General features: G+C 58.5%; 17 protein-coding genes, 1 tRNA gene and 1 pseudogene. 17 read left to right on the top strand and 2 right to left on the bottom strand.

Annotation, left to right across the window (positions count from 1 at the left end; translation table 11 throughout):
• The first annotated feature begins 1 nt into the window (after position 1).
• The 12 genes from BI364_RS06500 to BI364_RS06445 all read left to right on the top strand — a co-directional run bounded on the left by BI364_RS06500 (position 2) and on the right by BI364_RS06445 (position 7,127).
• Entirely contained in the window at positions 2–1,342 is a 1,341-nt protein-coding gene (locus BI364_RS06500; RefSeq protein WP_070078039.1) for a sigma-54-dependent transcriptional regulator, read from the top strand.
• Between the two features lie 144 nt (positions 1,343–1,486).
• Positions 1,487–1,996, top strand: coding sequence for a YeeE/YedE thiosulfate transporter family protein (locus tag BI364_RS06495; protein ID WP_407639350.1), 510 nt, complete (start codon positions 1,487–1,489; stop codon positions 1,994–1,996).
• Between the two features lie 3 nt (positions 1,997–1,999).
• Positions 2,000–2,710: a YeeE/YedE thiosulfate transporter family protein gene (locus BI364_RS06490; RefSeq protein WP_070078037.1), complete on the top strand. Its 711-nt coding sequence runs from the start codon at positions 2,000–2,002 to the stop codon at positions 2,708–2,710.
• Positions 2,711–2,767: 57 nt separating this feature from the next.
• Positions 2,768–3,073 (top strand): sulfurtransferase TusA family protein, encoded by a 306-nt coding sequence (locus tag BI364_RS06485; protein WP_070078036.1) that lies wholly within the window; start codon positions 2,768–2,770, stop codon positions 3,071–3,073.
• Between the two features lies 1 nt (position 3,074).
• Positions 3,075–3,284 (top strand): hypothetical protein, encoded by a 210-nt coding sequence (locus BI364_RS06480; RefSeq protein WP_070078035.1) that lies wholly within the window; start codon positions 3,075–3,077, stop codon positions 3,282–3,284.
• 117 nt (positions 3,285–3,401) lie between these two features.
• Positions 3,402–3,683: a hypothetical protein gene (locus BI364_RS06475; protein ID WP_070078034.1), complete on the top strand. Its 282-nt coding sequence runs from the start codon at positions 3,402–3,404 to the stop codon at positions 3,681–3,683.
• A 4-nt stretch (positions 3,684–3,687) separates the two neighbouring features.
• A complete protein-coding gene (locus BI364_RS06470) occupies positions 3,688–4,659 on the top strand; it encodes a sulfurtransferase (RefSeq protein WP_070078033.1) in 972 nt (323 codons plus the stop codon).
• Entirely contained in the window at positions 4,650–4,940 is a 291-nt protein-coding gene (locus BI364_RS06465; protein WP_070078032.1) for a hypothetical protein, read from the top strand. Before BI364_RS06470 ends, BI364_RS06465 begins: the two co-directional genes overlap by 10 nt.
• Before the next feature lie 22 nt (positions 4,941–4,962).
• Positions 4,963–5,235, top strand: coding sequence for a hypothetical protein (locus BI364_RS06460; RefSeq protein WP_070078031.1), 273 nt, complete (start codon positions 4,963–4,965; stop codon positions 5,233–5,235).
• A gap of 27 nt (positions 5,236–5,262) precedes the next feature.
• Positions 5,263–5,445, top strand: coding sequence for a hypothetical protein (locus BI364_RS06455; RefSeq protein WP_070078030.1), 183 nt, complete (start codon positions 5,263–5,265; stop codon positions 5,443–5,445).
• A 24-nt stretch (positions 5,446–5,469) separates the two neighbouring features.
• Positions 5,470–6,420, top strand: coding sequence for a sulfurtransferase (locus BI364_RS06450; protein WP_070078029.1), 951 nt, complete (start codon positions 5,470–5,472; stop codon positions 6,418–6,420).
• A gap of 71 nt (positions 6,421–6,491) precedes the next feature.
• Positions 6,492–7,127 (top strand): c-type cytochrome, encoded by a 636-nt coding sequence (locus tag BI364_RS06445; RefSeq protein WP_070078028.1) that lies wholly within the window; start codon positions 6,492–6,494, stop codon positions 7,125–7,127.
• Positions 7,128–7,213: 86 nt separating this feature from the next.
• Here the strand turns inward: BI364_RS06445 and BI364_RS06440 are convergent.
• Positions 7,214–7,290: transfer RNA gene (locus BI364_RS06440), tRNA-Arg, on the bottom strand.
• A 113-nt stretch (positions 7,291–7,403) separates the two neighbouring features.
• Here BI364_RS06440 and BI364_RS06435 point away from each other — a divergent pair.
• The 5 genes and pseudogenes from BI364_RS06435 (at position 7,404) to BI364_RS06415 (ending at position 16,059) form a co-directional block, all read left to right on the top strand.
• The gene (locus BI364_RS06435) at positions 7,404–8,123 is read left to right on the top strand and encodes a TIGR04211 family SH3 domain-containing protein (protein ID WP_070078027.1); all 720 of its coding nucleotides are present in this window, start codon (positions 7,404–7,406) and stop codon (positions 8,121–8,123) included.
• A 121-nt stretch (positions 8,124–8,244) separates the two neighbouring features.
• Positions 8,245–10,392, top strand: a complete 2,148-nt coding sequence (locus tag BI364_RS06430) for an HDOD domain-containing protein (protein WP_070078026.1) — start codon at positions 8,245–8,247, stop codon at positions 10,390–10,392.
• Positions 10,393–10,503: 111 nt separating this feature from the next.
• Positions 10,504–12,684 carry a GGDEF/EAL domain-containing response regulator gene (locus tag BI364_RS06425; RefSeq protein ID WP_070078025.1) on the top strand — a complete coding sequence of 727 codons (2,181 nt, stop codon included), beginning with the start codon at positions 10,504–10,506 and terminating at the stop codon, positions 12,682–12,684.
• 8 nt (positions 12,685–12,692) lie between these two features.
• On the top strand, positions 12,693–14,090 hold the full coding sequence (locus BI364_RS06420; RefSeq protein ID WP_156782641.1) for a MinD/ParA family protein: 1,398 nt from the start codon (positions 12,693–12,695) through the stop codon (positions 14,088–14,090).
• 39 nt (positions 14,091–14,129) lie between these two features.
• A pseudogene (locus tag BI364_RS06415) lies at positions 14,130–16,059 on the top strand (ATP-binding cassette domain-containing protein).
• Here the strand turns inward: BI364_RS06415 and galU are convergent.
• The gene (galU, locus tag BI364_RS06410) at positions 16,026–16,931 is read right to left on the bottom strand and encodes a UTP--glucose-1-phosphate uridylyltransferase GalU (RefSeq protein ID WP_070078023.1); all 906 of its coding nucleotides are present in this window, start codon (positions 16,929–16,931) and stop codon (positions 16,026–16,028) included. The pseudogene BI364_RS06415 and the gene galU overlap by 34 nt on opposite strands.
• Between the last annotated feature and the right edge of the window lie 69 nt (positions 16,932–17,000).

The following is a 17,000-nucleotide window of genomic DNA, read 5'->3' as shown; positions in this document are numbered from 1 at the left end:
TGTGGCCACCATATTAATCGTGGACGACGAATACGCGGTGAGAACCACGCTCGGGCTGATGCTCAAGGCGCGCAGCCACCAGGTGATCGAGGCCGGATCCGTCGCCGAGGCCAAAGCCATAATCGATCGCCACCGGATGGATCTGGTAATCACCGATCTGCGCCTGGGCGACGGTAATGGCCTTGAAATCATCGAATCGCTGCGCGAACGGGGTGACGAGACCCAAAGCATCGTGATGACCGCCTTCGGCTCCATTGAAAATGCCGTCGAGGCCATGCGCCTGGGCGCCTACGATTATCTGACCAAACCGGTCAATCCCGACGAACTCCTGATGCGCGTGGTCAAGGTACTTGAGCGCAAGCTGCTCGGTGAGGAAGTCAGCCGGCTACGTGCGCAGCTCGATGGCCGACCCGACTCCCCTCTCATCGCTGAGAGTGCCGCGATGCGCGGCATTTCCGAGCTGGTTCAGAGAATTCGCAGTCAGGACGTCCCCGTGCTCATTACCGGCGAGACCGGTGTCGGCAAGGAAGTACTCGCTCGCGCCATCCATCAAACCAGCCTGCGTGTATCGGCGCCCTTCGTTGCGGTCAATTGCGCCACTCTGCCCGAGGACCTGCTCGACTCGGAGCTGTTCGGTCACGTCAAGGGCGCCTTCACCGGCGCCGTCGCCCAGCACGAAGGATTGTTCGGGCAGGCCGATCACGGCACCCTGTTTCTGGATGAGGTCGGCGATGTCAGCCCGCGCCTGCAGGCGAAGCTGCTGCGCGTCCTGCAAGAGGGCGAAGTACGCCCGGTGGGCGGCACCGGCAGTACTCGGGTCGACGTGCGCGTAATCGCGGCGACCAACCGAGACCTCGCCGGCTTGGTTCACAGCGGAGCCTTTCGCGCCGATCTGTTGTTCCGCCTGAACGTACTACCTTTAACGATCCCTCCCTTGCGCGAGCGACGCGACGACATCACGCCACTGATCGATCACTTCATCGAACTGTTGCGCCACAAAACCGACCGGCCGGGGCTCACGGTGGACACCCAGGCCCGCCGCAAGCTCGTCGCTTACGACTGGCCTGGCAACGTACGCCAGCTACGCAATGTACTCGAACGCAGCTTCGCACTGAGCGACCGCGAAACCCTCGATGCCGAAGCCATTCTGTTCGACAACCTGAGTCCTTCACCGCCGGCGCATGAAGCAGTGCCGACTGGCACCGCGCTCAAATCGCTGTCTGAAGTGGAGCTCGATCATATCCGTCGGGTGGTGGCGGCCTGCGACGGCAACCAGATGGCCGCCGCCAAGCGGCTCGGCATCAGCCGGTCCACACTGCGGCGCAAGCTCGGTCTCGACTGACCCTGTCTCGTTTCGGGACACACGATTGTCTCAAAACGAGACGACGACGATGTCGAAATCCGATGACTAATACGCAAGAGACTGAATCATAGTTATTTTTAATGCTGGCATGAGCATTGCTCTCCTCTATCTGCACATCCGCAGATCCGGCAGGGAGAGGCCATGCAGTTATTCAAAAAGACCATCGATCCGATCGTCGCGCTGAGTATCATCGCGCTGCTCGACATATTTCTATTCCTGGTCGTCGGCGCCTGGACCGTGGGCGGTGGCGAAACCATGATCACCGGGCTGGTCGCCAAACTGTTCATGGGTGACCAGATCTATCGGATTCCATTCTGGAAATTCGCCTTCGAACCGACCCCGTATTACTGGAAGATTTACATCAGCCTCGGCATGTTCTTCGGCGCCATCGTTGCCGCCGTCGGCAGCAAGGAATTCTACTGGCGCGTCCCGCGGCATCTCAGCGAATGGATCATGATCACCATCGGCGGCCTGCTGATGGGCATCGGCATCCGACTGGCCTTTGTCTGCAATGTCAGCACCTTCTTCGGCCTGACGCCGGAAATGAATCTCGGCGGTTATCTTTCAGTAAGCGGCATCATCGTCGGCGCCTGGGTTGGCTCGCTGATCTACAAGCGCGTGATGGAGGCCTGAGCCATGGAAATGTCATCGTTGACACAATGTCTGGCCGCCTTCCTGTTCGGCTCGGTGGTCGGATTCCTGGTACAACGCTCTCGCTTCTGCAACACCGCGGCCCTGCGCGACGCCATGCTGTTCAAGAGTTATCGCAACACCAAAGCGCTGCTGGTTTGCATGATGATCCTGACCATCGGTTTCACCGCCTTCATCAGCGTTGGCGGCGGACACCCAATGCATTTCGAGGTCGGACTCAATCAGGTAATTGGGCTGTTTCTGTTCGGCATCGGCATGGTCTTGGCGGGTGCCTGCACGGTATCCACCTGGGTCAAATCCGGTGAAGGCAACGTCGGTGCGATGTGGGCCTTGTTGTTCACCTTCATCGGCATGTTCCTGTTCTCGCTGTTCTGGTCCTCCACCTGGTGGCCGCCCGCGCCGCAGACCATGACCGGCGGCGTCGATCTGGCCGGATTGCAGCTTGGCTTCGCCAACGCCCAGACCCTGCAGCAGCAAACCGGCATCCCGGCGATTTTCTTCGGCCTGATACAAAGCTTGGTACTTGGCGGCATCTACTACGCCATCGTCCGTAAGGAACGCGCCATGGCTGCAGCCCGCGAGGCCGCCGTCCGTGCCGCTGAGCAGACTGCCAAAACAGCATCCGCAACCATCGCCTCGCCCACCGGCGCGGAAGGTGACGACACAGACACGCTGGCTACCGCAGGCAAAGGTTAAACACTCACGATCGTGCCGCGAGCCTTTGCTCATGGCACTTCACACAAGGAGCATGCAATGGGATTGTTCGGTGGAAAGAAGCAGGCTGCAGCATCGAGTGGCGCCGCCTCGGTGGCGCTCGAAGACGGCAGTTCGGTGGCAGTCGACGAATGGGTCGATTGTTTGGGTGACTCCTGCCCACGCCCGCAGCTGATGACCAAAAAAGCCCTGGGCAAGGCGTCTTCCGGGCAAGTGGTGGGCGTGAAAATCGACAACCCCACCTCCTTCGAGGCCGTGCTGGCGATGTTGCCAGAGCTCAACGGCACCCTGCTCGGCTCGCCCAAGGGTGATCGCGGCTGGCAGGTCGTGATCCGGAGAAACTGAGATGACGCGCGGACAGATACAGATGTCGGGGCTGGCGATAATCGCCAGCGTGCTGACCCTGGGTGGGCTCGGCTACATCACATCGGCCCCGCCGGCCTACCTCAAGGCCACACGTTATGGCGTGCCCTACTACACGCCTGCCGTCATTAACCCTGTAACCGGCCAGCCTGTCGATGTGAACACGCTGGTGCGCCATTACCTCGGAGAGTAAACGCCATGACCCTCTCGACCCTGATTCAGATCGGCATGTTTTGCGTCGCCTTCTACATCATGTGGGTGGCCTTCACCCAAGACCCATTCGGCAAGTAACGCGTACGGGAGCACACCGATGAACAACGCCAAGGTTCTGACCTTTTGCGCCCTGACCTTGCTCGTGAGCCTGGGGCTTGCCATTGGGCTGACGCCGCTCGCCTCGGTGTCCCCGGATACCCTGCAACAGGCTGCCATCCCGATGCCGCTCGATACCTTTGAGCAAGCCATCGACGTGGGCCACCGGCACGGCCAAATGAGCGTGACGCAATTGATGGAGTATTACATCGAGCACCCGCCCAAGGTACATGCGGCCACGCTCACCGACGGCACCGCGCCGGTGCAGTTCGGAGGCTGCTGAGCCTGTGACACCCCGGCTGGCCATCGCCGCATGCCTGCTCATCGCTCCGCTGACGGCAGGGGCGACGGACGGACTCGCCTACACCGACGACCTGGGCCTGCTGCACCAAACCGCCATCGTCACCCTCGACGTCAGACCGCTCGCGGTTTGCGAACATGCGAGCGTACCCGACGCCCGGTGCCTGCCTGCCAGCGAACTGCTGGGGCCGCATGGTCGGCTACCCGATTTCAGGCAGATCATGTGGCTGTTCGGCACACTGGGGCTATCCGGTCGCGAAACCGTACTGGTCGCGGGCGACCACGCATTGCGGCGAGACTTCGTAGCCGGCGTGCTCTATCTCGCCGGTCAACACCGAGTGCTCATTTTGCAACGCTCGCTGCGCACCGTCCTGCACGACCCCACCATTGGCGAAGCCCGCGGACGCCCTCGCTCGCTCGTGGCCGATCCCATCTACGAAGGGCGTGTGCGCGCAGACTTGATCGTCTGGCGCGAAGAACTCGCACGCATGCTGTCGCAACCGAATCCACCGCTGCTTGTCGATGGCCGCGGGCTGGATGCCTATCGCGGCATGCGTATCGACGCCTACCGCGGCGGGCACATCCCCGGCGCGCAGTCGCTACCTGCCGACTCGCTATCCGAACACCCACCCACCCGCCCATCCGCCGACGCACTCGAGGGTGCCATCGCCTATGCCGCCGATCCGATGCGCGGTATCGCCTATTTCGCCGCATTACGCGCTGGTTTAGGCGCCAGAGTCAGGATCTATCCGGGGGGTTGGCGAGCCTGGGCGGCACACACGGCGCTGCCCGTCGCGGACGAAACCTACGCCACCCGTCCGGCGATCGGCCACACAACGGATCATCCAGCCGCCCCCGCTTGGCGCTGGTTCCTGGTAGCACTGCTGGCAGGGCTCGCAGGCGGCGCCATTGCCTTTACCACGCTGTATCTCACGACAAGGAAGGTCTCATGGAACTGATGTACGTGGTTTCTTCGCGCGATGCGCAAACGCTGCTGCCTCCCCTGCTACGCGCAACTCGCCGCCGTGGCGCGGGCTGGAGCGTCTTTTTCACCGGCGAAGGCGTAGCGGTATTGCGCGACCCCGAACTCGCGACCCTGGTCGCGGAGGCCGGGCGGGCAGTCGTATGCGAACACTCATGGCTGCGCCACTGCGACGGCACGCCCTGCCCCGTCGAGCTCGGCAGCCAGACCGATCACAGCGCAATGATTGCCGACGCCAGCAAGGTCATCAGCCTCTGACATTCGACGGAGATCGCTTCATATGAACACCAAAAATATCCTACTGCTCGGTCGGCGCGACCAGACCGAGGCGATGCGTGTGGCCGCAGGCCTGACCATTTTCGGTCATACGGTCAATCTCGTCTTCATGGGGCGGGACGTCGAGGACACACCCGAAAACCGCGCTCAAGCAGAGCTGCTGGAACTGTCCGACATCGAACCCTTGAGCACCTTGATGGATTCGGATCTGCCGTATGTGCCGCCCACCGCACTCCAGGTCATGTGCCTGGAAGCGGACGCCGTACTGAGCATTTGACACGACACCCGCGAGCAGGAACCGCATATGAATATCGTCATTCTCGAAACCGGTCTGTTTCCCGATCAAAATTTCCTGCGGGATGCGCTAGCCGATTCCTCATCATCACATTCCGTCCATCGCAGCGATCTGCGTGAGGCGCGGAGCGAAGCACAATGGGATCGTCTTCTGGACGAAATCCTGTCGTCGGATCGTGTCATCACGATCTGAACCACCAGCGCTGGAGAGTCTCGTATGAACATTAAAAAAATCGTAGTCGGATCGACATTGTTGGCGATGGCCGGTGCCGCATTCGGCGCGCAGGATACGTCGCCGCCCTTGGTCAGCCCTGCCTGGGTCGCCGCCCATACCTGCAAACCCGGCATCGTGGTCGTCGACGTGCGCAGTCCGGTCGGCGGTGGTGGCGACAAGTTCACCTACATGAGCGGACATGTCCCCTGCGCCGTTTACAGTAATTACGCCAAGGCCGGCTGGCGCATCAAGGAAAAAGACATACCCGGCATGCTACCGCCCGTGGCGCAGCTCGATAAGCTGATCGGGGGGCTGGGGATCGATAACCATACACATGTCGTGATTTACTCGGCGGGCACGAATGCCCTCGACATGGGCAGCGCTACACGCGTGTTCTGGACCTTCAAAGTACTAGGCGACAAAAACGTCTCCATCATGGATGGCGGTTACAAGGCCTATGTCGCCGGTAAGTACCCCATCAAGCGCGGCATGCAAACCGCGAGCGCCGCACAGTTCAGCGGGCACCTCGACCACAATCTGCTGGCCAGTGAGTCCGAAGTGGAACAGGCCATGAAATCGGGGAACAAAATCCAGCTCGTCGACAACCGTCCCATGTCACAATATCTCGGCGTCACCAAGCCCCCCATGGACAAGCGCGCGGGTACCATTCCAGGTGCCGCGAACCTGCCTCAGGGTTGGTTCACCGTCAACGACGGCGGCGAATTTCGCTCGATCGCACAGCTCAAGGCGCTTTACAAACAAGCCGGCGTCGGGACACAGGGCGAACAGATCAATTTCTGCAATACCGGCCACTGGGCCTCACTCGGCTGGTTCGTGAGTTATGAGCTGTTACATAACAAGCAGGCCAAGGTCTACGACGGATCGATGGCCCAATGGTCGAGCAACCCGGCCCTGCCGATGGAAACCAAGATCAAACTCACGCAGGCCAACTGAAAATACGCACGACCAGAATGCCTCACCCAAGTCTTGAGGTATCCACACGCCGGCTGCTCCTGAGCTTGCTCATGGCGGCGTCCATAATACTGGGCGCCGCCCATGCCGACATCCTTCGCAGCGGCGTCCAGGCACGCGATTTCGCAGCCGAACTACTCGTCCTCAAAGGTAATTTCGAACGTCTACGCACACCCAAGTACCCGCCCAAGGAACAACAGGGCTTGCACCAGAAAATCAAAGCCGATCTGAACGTATTGCCCTTGTTGGCGCGACATTATCTGCAAGGCGAAGCAGCTGCTGAAACACGTGTGGTCGGCCAGATACAGACCTTGCGCAGTGCGTTCACCGCTAGGCGATGGCACGTGTTCTCTCGTGTGCTCGAAAAACTGACCATCGCCTTCCCACTGTACCTGCACGACATCAACGGCACGGCTGCCACCCCAGATCAAATACGCTGGGCCGGTCGCTTATATGCCGAACGCTGTGCAGCCTGTCATCGCTACCACAATCCGCAGTCCGAATTCCCCACGCCAGATTTGTTTACCTGGGCACACAAGATGAACCCGCGTGAATTCGCCGCACGCATGATCACGGGTATTCACGGCACACCGATGATCTCGCTGCAGAACCCGCTAGACGAAGCACAAATTGCCGCTCTGATCGCTTATTTTCGGCACGAGACCAGGCACGAAAACCCGCACCGATGATCCAGAGAGCGCCCAGTGCGTGTGATCCGGACCACACGGCCATCACCGCGCGAACCGTATCGAGCCGGCAAATCAGGGGAAGTGAATGGTGCCCCGGACAGGATTCGAACCTGTGACCTGCCCCTTAGGAGGGGGCCGCGCTATCCAGCTGCGCCACCGGGGCGGTGGGCGAATTCTAGCACAGCGGCATCACCAAAACAGACGAACGGCTATGCTAGTATCGTCCTCTACCTTCAACACTTGCCGGACGTCACAACCTCCCGGGAGAGACATTGAATGCGCCTCGGCCTGATCACCATCTGCTTTCTGATCGCCACAACTCTACCCATCAGCGATGCCATGGCTGCGACGCCGAGTAGCCCACCAACCGCTACTTCAATCACTGCGCCCGCCAGCGGCCCGATGTACATCACGGATCAAATCAAGGTCACGCTGCGTTCCGGCCCTGGGCTGCAGTACCAGATAATCAAGATGCTCACTACCGGCGACCGGGTTACGGTGGTCAAAACAACCGCCAACGGTTATACCCAAGTTCAACTATCCGGCGTGGAGGGTTGGGTGCTTAGTCGCTATCTGATGGCCACACCACCTGCAGCCATGCAGCTCGCTGGCATGAAACAACAACTGGCGCAGGCCAAACAGGTATTGGGCACGACCCGCCAAGGACTTTCGCAGAATCAGGCCCAGCTGTCCCAACTACAACAGAGCAAACAGCAACTGCAGGCCAGCTACAGTGCCCTCGACCAAAAATACCGCGCACTTGTCATTGCCTCTCAGCATGCAATCACATTAGAGAAACAGAACAATCTATTGATTAAAGAGCAAAAAAATAATCAAGAACGAATCAAGACGCTCGACCATGCAAACGCCGAACTAAGCCAGCGTACGGGCGTCCAGTGGTTTCTAGCCGGGAGTGGGGTATTGTTTGGTGGTCTATTGATCGGTCTGCTGCTGCCCAAGATTGCAAAGCGCCGGCGCGACAATTGGTTCAACTAAAATCCAGGGCTTCGGAAACCCGATTCGACTGGTCTTCTTACACGACAATAAATGCCATATAATCAGGACAGTTAGGGGCGAAATTTATAATTAGCCGCAAAAGCGGCGAGGTTTTGGCGACATGAACCGTGTGCAGACACCGCAGATTAATGCGATCGACATCACCTGTCTGCCCACCTTGCCGCAAATTCTTTTTCGCCTGCTGGATGCCTGTGAGTCCAGTGAGCGCAGCATCAACGAAATTGCCAGTCTGGTCCGTCAGGATGCCGCCCTCTCTGCGCGCGTCCTCGTGCTATCCTGCAGCCCAGCCTACGGGCAGCACCAGACTGATCGGCGGCTAAATCTCGAACAGATCCTGATGCTGCTCGGGGTCAATACCCTGAGAACGCTGGCCTTAACCGCAGCAGTCTACCAGTTCGTCGACCAATCGCTTAGCACACATTCCCACCGCCATCACCAGTTCTGGCATGACGCTCTATTAACCGCAACACTTGCCAGTAAACTCGCAGAACTCAGCGGTTATCCATCACCCCACGAAGCGTATCTGGGTGGACTACTCAGCGGCATCGGCCAAATCGCCCTACTCACGGTCGATCCCGAACGCTATGACGCGGTTCTGAATCGAGCCACCGACGAGCCAGACGGGCTGACACAGCATGAAACCAGCCTTTTCGGCATCGATCACGCGAGCCTAGGGGCGCTAATGCTCCAGCGCGCGGGGCGACGCGGCATACTAGAAGACGCCGTCCGATTTCACCATGCCAGCACCGATGATTTGACGGAGGCCCATCACCTGGTGCGCCTGGTCGCGGTTGCAAACCGGCTGAGTGCCGACGCTCGCATGCCACCGACTGCCGGCTTGGTCGCTGCGGATCGGACCCTTGGCCTGATCCCCAGCTTGCTGGAGGAACTCCACGCCTCCGCTGCGGCACAAACCCTTGAAACGACGAGCATAATGGGCATTGATCACCGCACCCCAGCCGTGACGGAAACGGCACCTCACCCCATCGGAGCGGCTGCTGAACTGGCGAGGCGTGTAGGCGATATGAACGTCATCGCTGCGGTACGTCGCCAATTCGCTGACAACGATGACATCCGCAGCTTGCTCGCCGCCTCCAATCTGGCATGTCAACTACTCTTCGGCCTCGGTCGAATCGGCTATTTCTTGGTCGATCACACGACTGGCTCCGCATCAGGATACGCTGCCAATACGGCATCGATGGAAGGGTGGGATGAATTGAATTTATCACTGCCCTCAAACCGGAGCCTGATCGGCCAAGCCCTCAGTGAAGGACAAACCGCCACCCATTATCCCTGGAAACTGGGCCATCACGTTGAAGATCGCCATGCGAGCGTCATCGACCTGGAAATCCTCGGCTCACTCGGCACACAGGGAATGCTGATACTAGCGCTATGGACTGAACGGCGAATCACAGGCGCCGTCCTGGTCGGTCTCAATGCCGAAGATGAGGCGCGCGTGTCCTCAAGACGCTCCCTGCTCGAACTATTCGCCCGCGAACTCGGCCACTCGATTACGACCCTCCGGCAACGCGAGGAATCTCTGAATCAAGCCTTGCAGACCCAAGCCGACGAGTACCATTTGCAGGCGAGCAGCATTGCACACGAAGTCAAAAATCCATTGAGTATCATCAAGAACTATCTCGGCATACTCAGCCGCCGCGTCGCCGATGCCAGCCCAGATGTGTCTGGTGATCTGCGGATCATCGATGAAGAAATCAGCCGGGTCGGCGCCATCATCCGCAGTCTGACAGAAGCGGCTGACCCGCACGAAAACGGCGAATATACCGACGTCAATGCGCTGGTACGAGACGTGATCAGCCTACTCAAACCCACTCTGATCTCACCGAGCGATATTCAACTGCTCGTAAAGCTGGACGACTCGATTCCGTTAATTGACGTTGCACGTAACAGTGTCAAACAGATACTGGTGAATTTACTCAAGAACGCAGCGGAAGCCTTGGGGACTGGGCAGACCATTTCGGTCACGACCGCCGACTACATTTATATCGGCAACAAGGCTTATGTCGGCGTTGAGATCATTGACGACGGCCCGGGACTCCCACCACAAGTTCTCGCGACTCTATTCGAACCCGTCTCCAGCACCAAAGGCAGCGGCCATGCCGGGCTCGGGCTCTCGATCACCAAAAAGCTCGTGGACAAACTGCATGGCACCATCACCTGCCGCAGCACCGCCTCACAAGGCACACATATACAGATATTGCTACCCAGGCGGCTCCCGGATACTTGACCTCTTTGTCTGTTTGAGGCCTCATCGCTCAGTGCGAACATCGACCTCGATACTCATACACCCATCCATAAACTTATGACCATGCCCTGGGGCACCTGAAGCAAATACGCCATGCCATCTCAGCCCCCCAAGATACTCGCCGTCGATGACGAACCCCGACTACTTGCCAGCCTACAGCAGCTGCTAGCGCTCAACGGTTATGAGATCACCACTGCTAGCAACGGCCGCACCGCGATCGAGCAACTGCGCACGAACAGCTACGATCTCGCTCTGATCGACCTGAAAATGCCCGACATCAACGGGCAGCGCATCATGCGCTACGTCGCCGAAAACGATATCCGCACCGATATCATCGTCATCAGCGGCGAAGCCTCCTTTGAGACAGCAGTCGAAGCACTCAGGCTCGGCGCGCATGACTTCCTGCTCAAGCCCTATGCCCCAGAGCAGCTTCTCAAGCGCATCGACAACACCATCGAGCGAAGACGCCTTCAATCCAATGCCATCGACATCCAGGAACGTCTCAAGAATTCTGAAAAACTGCACCGCTTCTTGGTCAACACCTCGCCGGACGTCATCTACGTCCTCAACGGAGAGGGTTGCTTCACCTTCGTTAACCAGCGAATTCAACAATTACTTGGCTTCACCCGCGAGGAACTGATCGGCAAGCACTACACCACATTGGTTCACGATGACGATCTGGAACTGGCGCGTTATGCCTTCAATGAAAGACGTACGGGTACACGCGCCACTCATAACCTTGAACTTCGTCTACGCACCAAGGACAACAACGGGCATACCCACAAGAGTTTTTCGACCAGCGCGATGTGCGTGGAGCTCAACGCTACCGGGCTATATTCGAACACCGGCGGTACCCGCGAAAACGAGCGCCGCCATCTTGGCACCTATGGCGTGGCACGCGATATTTCGGGCCGAAAGCAGGCCGAGGCGATCATCCGCTATCAGGCCTACCATGACCTGCTGACCGGCCTGCCAAACCGGACGCTGTTCAAAGATCGTCTTAGTATGGACATTGCACAGGCCAAACGCGTCGGCCAGATGGTCGCCGTGATGTTTATCGACCTCGATCGATTCAAGATCGTCAACGACACCCTCGGACATGTGATCGGCGATCAACTCCTGCGCGCAGTTGGGCGGCGTGTACAAACTTGTCTACGCGAGGGGGACACGCTTGCCCGCCTGGGCGGTGACGAATTCGTCGTATTACTGCCTCAAATTGCCAACCGCGAAAGCGCAGCTACCGTCGGCCGAAAGATCATCGACGCGCTTACACCACCCTTCGTAGTCGATCAGCATGAGCTATTCGTGGGTGCCAGTATTGGCATCGCCATTTTTCCGAGCGACGGCAACACGGATGAGGAGTTGATCAAGAACGCCGATATCGCGATGTACAGCGTCAAAAACGACACGCGTGGCGGGTATTCGTTTTACACCCCCAAGATGGAAACGAAGTTCTCACAACACCTCGATCTAGAAATGGGCCTGCGGCGGGCGCTCACAAATCACGAGTTCGTGATTCATTACCAACCTCAATTCGACACCGATGGGCATGCCATCTGCGGCATCGAAGCTTTATTGCGCTGGCAACACCCCGAGCGTGGTCTACTCTATCCCGGTGATTTCATTCATCTCGCCGAGGAAGTTGGATTGATCGGTTACATGACCGAATGGGTCATCGACACCAGCATTCGGCAGATGAAGACATGGGTCGATGCCGGTATCGCGCCGGCTCGCATGGCCATCAATCTTTCCGCGCTGGACCTCAAGCGCAGCAATCTCGTCGAGGAGATCACCCAGGCCTTGGATCGGCATCAACTAGCGGGTCAATATATCGAACTCGAGATCACCGAAAACCTGATCGTACAGGACATCAACATCGCCACTCAGCGCCTGACCGCGCTCGCGCGTCATGGCATCAGCATCGCCATTGACGATTTTGGGACCGGATACTCCTCACTGAGTTACCTGCATCAATTGCCGATTCATACACTCAAGATCGACCGCTCATTTGTGCAGGATATCGTCCCCGAACGCTCTGGTCGCTCGGTCATCGATGCCATCATCGCGATGGGTCACAGCCTGGAACTCACAATCGTGGCGGAGGGTGTCGAAACCGAGGCACAGCGCCACTGGTTGGCCCAACGGCGCTGCCATGGCATGCAAGGCTACCTCTTCAGCCGCCCCTTACCAACGGAAGACGTGGCGCGCCTGCTAGAGGCAACCGCCACGCGCCAAAGCCTGGATGCCGTGCTTCCTGGCGTAGGACGAGAGTAAATTTGTTCATGAGTGGATCGCCCCCTACCCGTGCGAAGGTGATCGCCGTCACCAGCGGCAAAGGCGGCGTCGGCAAGACCAATATTAGTGTCAACCTATCGGTGGCGCTGGCTAGCCGTCGCCGACGGGTCTGCCTGTTCGACGCTGACACCAACCAAGCCAACGTCAACATCCTGCTTGGGCTCAGACCGACGCTGACACTCGAACAGGTACTTGATGGTCGTCAGCGCATCGATGACATTCTGCTCAAGGCACCGGGCAACATTTCAGTAGTACCGGCCGCCTCAGGTATCGCAGACGGCACCGATCTGGATGAGGCCCGACGGGGACGTCTGACCGACGCACTTATCACCCTGGAACACGACTTTGATTACCTGCTCGTCGACACTGCTGCCGGCTCCAGCCGCGATGTCATTTTTTTTCTACGAGCGGCGGCACTGGTCCTGCTGGTCATCACACCGGAACCCACCTCCCTGACCAATGCCTTTTCGCTGATTCGCGTCATGCGAAGAGAAAATATTCATACCCCGATTCAGGTGATCGTGAATCAAGTCGCCGACGCACACGAATTCCGTGCCGTCTTCAGACGCTTCAAGGGAGCCGTGGAAAAATATCTGCAATGTCACGTCGATGCACTCGGACACATCGTGACGGACGAAACGGTCGGCACCGCCGTGCGTATCCAGAGACCCGTCATATTCCTGCGCTACGACGCGCCTGCAAGCCTGTGTTTTTACGAGCTCGCTCAGCAACTCGATCGCCTCGCTACCGACCATTTGCCGATCAACACTGGGAGTCTCTCGGCCGCCGTCAGCCATTCCACGGCGAAGCTCGACACCGCAGGTATGGCAGAACTTCACACACTCGACCATGAACGTGTCCACAATTTGATGGCACACACCCTGGAAGCGCTGAGAACCGCATCCAATCTCAGGCAAGAGGACATGGCTGCCGGGATCAATGCGCTGATGAACGCCTTTACCCAGCGCTTTGGCGTCATGCCATTTCCACTGGATCGTACGCTTTATCAGTATCTTGAACTGAACGGCTATCCCGCCGATCTTTGTCGATCAATCGTCCTGACACTCGAGAATCTGTATGAGCGTCACGAACACCAGCCCCTGCGCGACATCGAATCATCGGTTGCCAAACTGATGGCAGACGCCCACGATGACGAGCCCCGCATGGCCGCGCTCGCGCTCCACGTCGCCTCAAGCTTCAAACGCCAATTCAACCGTCCACCACCCCTCTCCGGCGCAGCCATGATTGAATCCATCGAGCTGGGACAGCATGCCCCACAAACCCTAATGCGCATGCAACATGCCATAGAAGTAGCGCTACAGGCCGGCCCGCAAGCAAATCACGACAGAATCGCTGCCACTCCTTCACACGGAAGTGCCTCCTGAAGACGCACCTGTGGCTGGAAGCTTGGTACACTCTGCGCCATGCTACGTCTGACTGAACTATCTCTACGCCGAGGCCCACGCCTCCTCCTCGAATCCGCAGACCTCACCATTCACGCCGGGTGGCGTGTCGGCCTCGTCGGGATCAACGGCACCGGAAAATCAAGCCTCTTTGCGTTGATACAAGGCCAACTCGGCGCAGATACAGGGGAGTGCCGGCTCCCCCCGAATGGACAATCGCGCACGTCGCCCAGGAAACCCCTCCGGTCGAAACATCCGCACTCGATTATGTTTTGGATGGCGACACGGAACTGCGACGCTTGCAGGCGGAAATCGACACCGCTGATGACGCGCGGATCGCCGATCTGCATAGCGAACTGGACAATATCGACGCCTACACGGCCGAAAGCCGGGCAACGCGGCTGCTCCATGGCCTAGGCTTCGCGCCCGGCGAGGAAAACCGTGCAGTCCGTGAGTTCTCGGGCGGCTGGCGCATGCGCCTGAATCTGGCCCAGGCACTGATGTGCCGTTCCGATCTATTGCTTCTAGATGAACCCACCAACCACCTCGATCTTGATGCGGTACTCTGGCTTGAGCAATGGCTTGCCGGCTACCCAGGCACGCTGCTGCTGATCTCGCACGACCGCGAATTTCTAGACCACATCGTGACCCATATCGCCCATCTAGATGGGAAACTTCTGACCCTCTACACCGGCACCTACTCCGATTTCGAACAGGCTCGTGCCCAAGCCTTAATTCAGCAGCAGGCAGCGCATACCCGCCAGCAGCGCCAGATCGAGCACCTCAACAGCTTTGTGGAACGGTTCAGGGCAAAGGCAACCAAGGCCCGACAAGCCCAGAGTCGACTCAAAACGCTCGAACGTATGGCACTGGTTGCGCCAGTTCACGAAGCCAGCGAATTCGATTTCGATTTCGGAGTACCAGAAAAACTACCCAACCCACTACTTTCGCTAGATGACATTGTCATCGGCTACGAAGGACGCACACTCGTACAAGAGGTGAATCTAGGCCTCCGTCCTGGCGACCGACTTGGTCTGCTCGGTCCCAATGGTGCGGGGAAATCCACCCTGATCAAGCTCCTTGCCGATGAAATCGCACCACTGGCGGGAGAGCGCTCACCCTCGCCGCATCTCGTTGTCGGCTATTTTGCCCAGCACCAACTCGAACAGCTCGACCCCGCGGCCAGCCCACTCACGCACCTCAGACGACTCGACCCAAGAGCAGGCGAGCAATCGCTGCGCAACCACCTCGGAAAATTCGCCTTCAGCGGCGATCAAGCGCTGGCCCACGCAGGACAGTTTTCAGGGGTGAAAAGGCGCGGCTTGTCCTCGCCATGCTCTGCTACCGCAGGCCTAATCTTCTACTGCTTGACGAACCGACCAACCATCTTGATCTGGAGATGCGCAGAGCGCTTGCGCTCGCGCTCAACCGTTACGATGGAGCAGTCGTGCTCGTAAGTCACGACCGCCATCTGATCAGCAGTGTCTGCGACAGCATCATCCTCGTTGCGGACGGATACGCCAAACCCTTCGACGGGGATCAGGAAGATTACGCACGCTGGTTGGCACGCCGTCGCCGTGACGCATCGGCACCGAGCAAGACTAAAACTTCAGGCATCCCATCTCAAATAGACGTCACCACCTCGCCCAAGGAGCGACGGCGACTGGCTGCGGAACAACGCCAGCGCCTCAAGACCTTGGAGGATCAGGTCAAGCGCATGGAACGCGAACATGCGCGAATGAATGCTGAACGAACAGCCCTACTCGAAAAACTGGCTGACCAGTCGCTATACGAGCCTGGGGAGGCCACGCATTTGGAAACGTTGCTCAAGCAGCAGTCGATTCTCAACAAAACATTGTCGGAGGTCGAGGCGTCCTGGCTTGAAGCCAGCGAACGCCTCGATAATCAGCAGGCAGATCAAGATGCGGATCGTGCGGGCGTGGCGAACTGACTCTCTAGATAAGCACGGAAATCCTTGCTCAGCTCCGGGTGCTTGAGCGCGTATTGAATGGTTGCCTTAAGGTAGCCGAGTTTATCGCCGCAATCGTAACGCACGCCCTCGAGTTCGCAGCCGAGCACCCGTTCATGCTTCAACAGCGACGCAATCGCGTCAGTGAGCTGAATTTCGCCACCCGCACCCCGCGGGGTATGCTTGAGCATCTCAAAAATAGCAGGGGTCAGGATATAACGTCCAACCACGCCAACATCCGAAGGCGCATCCTCACGCAACGGCTTCTCGACAATACCGTCGACCTCCCACAAACGATTTCCAATCGCACGGCCGGCGACGACGCCATAGCGATGGATGTCACTCATGGGGACTTTCTCGACACCCAACACGCTGCATTGTTCACTGGCATAGACATCGACCAGCTGCTTAAGTACCCCGTCACTACCTGCATCGATCAAATCATCGGCCAGGATGACTGCAAACGGTTCATCCCCGACGACTGCCTGCGCCCGAGCCACGGCATCACCAAGCCCAAGCGCCTCCGGCTGACGGATATAGACTGCACTCACCTGAGGCGGCAAGATGTTGCGCACCAATTCAAGCTGTTTATGCTTGCCTCGTGCCTCAAGTTCCTTTTCTAGCTCGTAGGCTTTGTCGAAATGATCTGGAATCGCACGCTTGCTCCGTCCATTGACGAATATCAGCACCTCGATACCCGCCTTTACCGCTTCTTCCGCCGCATACTGAATCAACGGCTTGTCGACAATCGGCAGCATTTCCTTCGGGTTAGCCTTTGTCGCGGGAAGAAAGCGCGTACCCATGCCGGCCACCGGGAAGACCGCTTTCCGTACCGGTTTGCTGATCCTAGACACCGATGCTCACTCCATGATTGCGGTTAAACGACGAAGATGGGCAAAACTCTGACTTTGAGAATTTACCCC

Source organism: Acidihalobacter yilgarnensis (assembly GCF_001753245.1).
Classification (GTDB): Bacteria; Pseudomonadota; Gammaproteobacteria; order DSM-5130; family Acidihalobacteraceae; genus Acidihalobacter; species Acidihalobacter yilgarnensis.
This window is presented reverse-complemented; position numbering and strand designations above follow the sequence as displayed.

Coding starts and splice junctions, on each gene's coding strand:
- BI364_RS06490 (WP_070078037.1), top strand. CDS start 2,000: ATGGAAATGTCATCGTTGACACAATGTCTGGCCGCCTTCCTGTTCGGC.
- BI364_RS06420 (WP_156782641.1), top strand. CDS start 12,693: ATGAGTGGATCGCCCCCTACCCGTGCGAAGGTGATCGCCGTCACCAGC.
- BI364_RS06465 (WP_070078032.1), top strand. CDS start 4,650: ATGGAACTGATGTACGTGGTTTCTTCGCGCGATGCGCAAACGCTGCTG.
- BI364_RS06485 (WP_070078036.1), top strand. CDS start 2,768: ATGGGATTGTTCGGTGGAAAGAAGCAGGCTGCAGCATCGAGTGGCGCC.
- BI364_RS06430 (WP_070078026.1), top strand. CDS start 8,245: ATGAACCGTGTGCAGACACCGCAGATTAATGCGATCGACATCACCTGT.
- BI364_RS06475 (WP_070078034.1), top strand. CDS start 3,402: ATGAACAACGCCAAGGTTCTGACCTTTTGCGCCCTGACCTTGCTCGTG.
- BI364_RS06480 (WP_070078035.1), top strand. CDS start 3,075: ATGACGCGCGGACAGATACAGATGTCGGGGCTGGCGATAATCGCCAGC.
- BI364_RS06455 (WP_070078030.1), top strand. CDS start 5,263: ATGAATATCGTCATTCTCGAAACCGGTCTGTTTCCCGATCAAAATTTC.
- BI364_RS06460 (WP_070078031.1), top strand. CDS start 4,963: ATGAACACCAAAAATATCCTACTGCTCGGTCGGCGCGACCAGACCGAG.
- BI364_RS06435 (WP_070078027.1), top strand. CDS start 7,404: ATGCGCCTCGGCCTGATCACCATCTGCTTTCTGATCGCCACAACTCTA.
- BI364_RS06445 (WP_070078028.1), top strand. CDS start 6,492: ATGGCGGCGTCCATAATACTGGGCGCCGCCCATGCCGACATCCTTCGC.
- BI364_RS06425 (WP_070078025.1), top strand. CDS start 10,504: ATGCCATCTCAGCCCCCCAAGATACTCGCCGTCGATGACGAACCCCGA.
- BI364_RS06450 (WP_070078029.1), top strand. CDS start 5,470: ATGAACATTAAAAAAATCGTAGTCGGATCGACATTGTTGGCGATGGCC.